Raw genomic sequence first — 3,201 nt, forward strand, 5'->3', positions numbered from 1 at the left:
GCGGTTGCTGCCAGCGTCGGTGACCATTGCGGCTTCCTGCTGGGCAGCCTCGTCAAGCGCCGCGAAGAAGCCGACGCGGACTAGCACGCCGGTTGATGCGCTTGCTCGTGGGAGCGTCGCCCCCGGCGCGAAGCTTTTAGGCAGGCCGCTGGCCTGCATCGCCGCGAGGGCGCGCCTCCCACGGGGCCGCGGTTGCTGCCAGCGTCGGTGATCATTCCGGCATCCTGCTGGGCAGCTTTGCCAAGCGCCGCGAAGAAGCCGACGCGGACTACCACGCCGGCTGATGCGCTTGCTCTTGTGGGAGCGTCGCCCCCGGCGCGAAGCTTTTAGGCAGGCCGCTGGCCTGCATCGCCGCGAGGGCGCGTATCCCATTGGTTCCGGATTAGTCATCCGTCACCAGGTTGGATCGGTCATCTATCGCACCGGCCGCGATCAGGTGTTCGGCTTCATCTTCCGGCACGTGGATGCTGGTGCCGTCGATATTCATGAGCGACATGCGCGCCTGTGGATCGGTGGTGATGCGCACGTCCATCAGCGCACTGCGGTGTGTGTTGCCGTTGATGACCACGGCGCAAGTGCCGGTGGTGGTGTCGATGTCTACGGTCATGATCTATCTCCCAAACAGTGCAAAAGCCGTGCGTGGCTCGCGCGGCGTTTCCATTTCGACCACTGACGAGGCGCTTCCGTTGTACCAGGGCGAGGAAAAAACGGCTTAAACGTTACGATATAACATGTTAGATTCTCGTCCCGCGAGCCGACGCCTTCCTGTTTTGGCGTCGGCGCACAGCCTCTCGGTTGCCTCGGAAGGCAATCGCCACTGTCTGGAGAGTCACATGAAACTGAAGCGTCACCCCCTGGCCTGGGCGATCAGCCTGGCCCTGGTTCCCGCTGCCTGGGCCGCCGAACCGGTTGAACTGCAATCCGTCGTGGTCAGCGCCAGTGGCCTGGCCAAGCAGAGCCATGAGATGACCACGCCGGCTGCCGTGATGGAGGGAGACGAACTGGTGCTGCGCCGTGAGGCGACCCTGGGCGAAACCCTGGAAAGCTTGCCGGGCGTGCGCTCCAGCAGCTTCGGCGCCGGCGCAGCACGTCCGGTGATCCGCGGGCTGGACGGCGCGCGGGTCAAGGTACTGAGCGATGGCGTGGAGCTGCTCGACGCTTCCACCATCAGCCCCGACCACGCGGTGACCAGCGAGCCGCTACTGGCCGAGCGCATCGAGGTCCTCAAGGGCCCGGCAACGCTGCTCTACGGTGGCGGCGCCATCGGCGGCGTGGTCAATGTGATCGACAAGAAGATTCCCACCCGCATGCCAGAGAAGGGCTACGAAGGCGAGCTGGAACTGCGCGCCAACAGCGTCGCCAATGAAGGGGCAGGGGTGTTTGGTATCACCGCCGGCAGCGGCAACTTCGCCGTGCGCGCCGAAGGTACCAAGCGCCAGGCCGACCCGTATGAAATCCCCGGTTCGCCGGACGAGCAGGAAGGCTCCTATAACGACACCGACAGCTTCAACCTGGGTGCCAGCTTCATCGGCGAGCGCGGTTACATCGGCGCCGCCTACGGCGAGCAGGACAACCGCTACGGGCTGTTGGCCCACGAGCACGCCGATTGCCACACCCATGGCAGCGACTGGCATTGCGGTGGCCATGATGATCATGACGACGACCATGATCATGACCACGAGCATGGCAGCGTGCCCTACATCGACATGCGCCAGAAGCGCTGGGACCTGCGCGGCGAACTGAGCGATCCGCTACCGGGCTTCGAGCTGGCGCGACTGCGCGTCGGTCACAGCGACTACCAGCATCAGGAGATCGAAGGCGGTGAAGTGGGCACCCGCTTCAACAACGATGCCACCGACGCGCGCCTGGAACTGACCCATCAGCCGTTGTTCGGCTGGCGCGGCGTGCTCGGTGCGCAGACCCTGCGCCGCGACTTCGAAGCCCTCGGCGAAGAGGCCTATGTGCCGCAAACGTTGACCCGCAACCACGGCTTGTTCCTGCTGGAGGAATACGCCGCTGGCGCCTGGCGCTACGAACTCGGCCTGCGTCACGAATGGCAGGACATCGATGCCGATGGCCGTCAGGACACTGATCACAGCGGCACCTCGATGTCCGCTGGTGCGGTCTGGACCTTCGCTCCGCAGTACTCGCTGGGATTCTCGCTGACGCGCTCGCAACGCCTGCCTACCGCCGAGGAACTCTACGCCAACGGTCCGCACGCGGCGACCCGCACTGTCGAGCTGGGCAATGTCGATCTCGAAGAAGAGACATCGCACAACGCCGAAATTACCCTGCGCAAGTTCGCCGGACGCACGACCTTCAGCCTGAGCCTGTTCCGCAATCAGGTAAACGACTTCATCTATGCCGCCGACACCGGCCACGATATCGGCGGCGGCTACCGTGAAATCGAGTACCGCCAGCAGGACGCCGTGCTCACCGGCGCGGAAGGGGAGGTGCGCTTCCAGGCCACCGACGCCACCGCCTTCACTCTGTTCGGCGACCACGTGCGCGGCAAGCTGCGCGATGGCGGTGGCGATCTGCCGCGCATCCCGGCCGATCGCCTGGGGGTACGGGTGGAGCAGAGCTTCACCCCGGCGCTCAACGGCCAGTTGGAGTTCTATCGCGTACAGCGCCAGGACGAGCTGGCCGGTTACGAAAGCGAAACCGGCGGCTACAACATGCTCGGTGCCGGCCTCGGTTACAGTGGCTCGCTGAAACAGACCGACTACCTGCTCTACCTCAAGGCCAACAACCTGCTGGACGAGAAGGCCCGCGAGCACACCTCGTTCATCAAGGATGAGGTGCTGCTGCCGGGGCGCAACCTGACCGTAGGCGTGCGCCTGGCATTCTGAGGCGGCCAAGGGCTGCGACGGACGAAGGGGCGGCTTTGCCGACCCTTCGTCCATGTGAACGATGCGCATCGAGAACCTGCCAGTCATGCGCACACAGGCTGGCGACGCGCTATCCTTGCGCCCCTCGATTGTTCCGTTGCGGGTGCCGGTCGTTTTCCGGGTCAGGCGACGGGACGTCAGGACCAACAAGGAAAAACAAGTCCCATGAACGCCAGCACACCCACTCTGATCACTTTCGTGATCTACATCGCGGCGATGATCCTGATCGGTTTCGTCGCCTACCGCGCCACCAAGAACTTCGACGACTACATCCTCGGCGGTCGCAGCCTGGGCAGCTTCGTCACCGCGC

General features: G+C 64.5%; 2 protein-coding genes. One reads left to right on the plus strand and one right to left on the minus strand.

Features of this window, described 5'->3' with window-relative positions; all coding sequences use genetic code 11:
- Positions 1-382 precede the first annotated feature (382 nt).
- On the minus strand, positions 383-607 hold the full coding sequence (locus B597_RS42710) for a DUF3203 family protein (RefSeq protein WP_024162437.1): 225 nt from the start codon (positions 605-607) through the stop codon (positions 383-385).
- 226 nt (positions 608-833) lie between these two features.
- Between B597_RS42710 and B597_RS42715 the strand changes: the two genes are divergently transcribed.
- On the plus strand, positions 834-2,852 hold the full coding sequence (locus tag B597_RS42715; RefSeq protein WP_024162438.1) for a TonB-dependent receptor: 2,019 nt from the start codon (positions 834-836) through the stop codon (positions 2,850-2,852).
- The last annotated feature ends 349 nt before the right edge of the window (positions 2,853-3,201 follow it).

Source organism: Stutzerimonas stutzeri KOS6 (genome assembly GCF_000307775.2).
In the GTDB taxonomy this organism is placed as follows: domain Bacteria; phylum Pseudomonadota; class Gammaproteobacteria; order Pseudomonadales; family Pseudomonadaceae; genus Stutzerimonas; species Stutzerimonas stutzeri_B.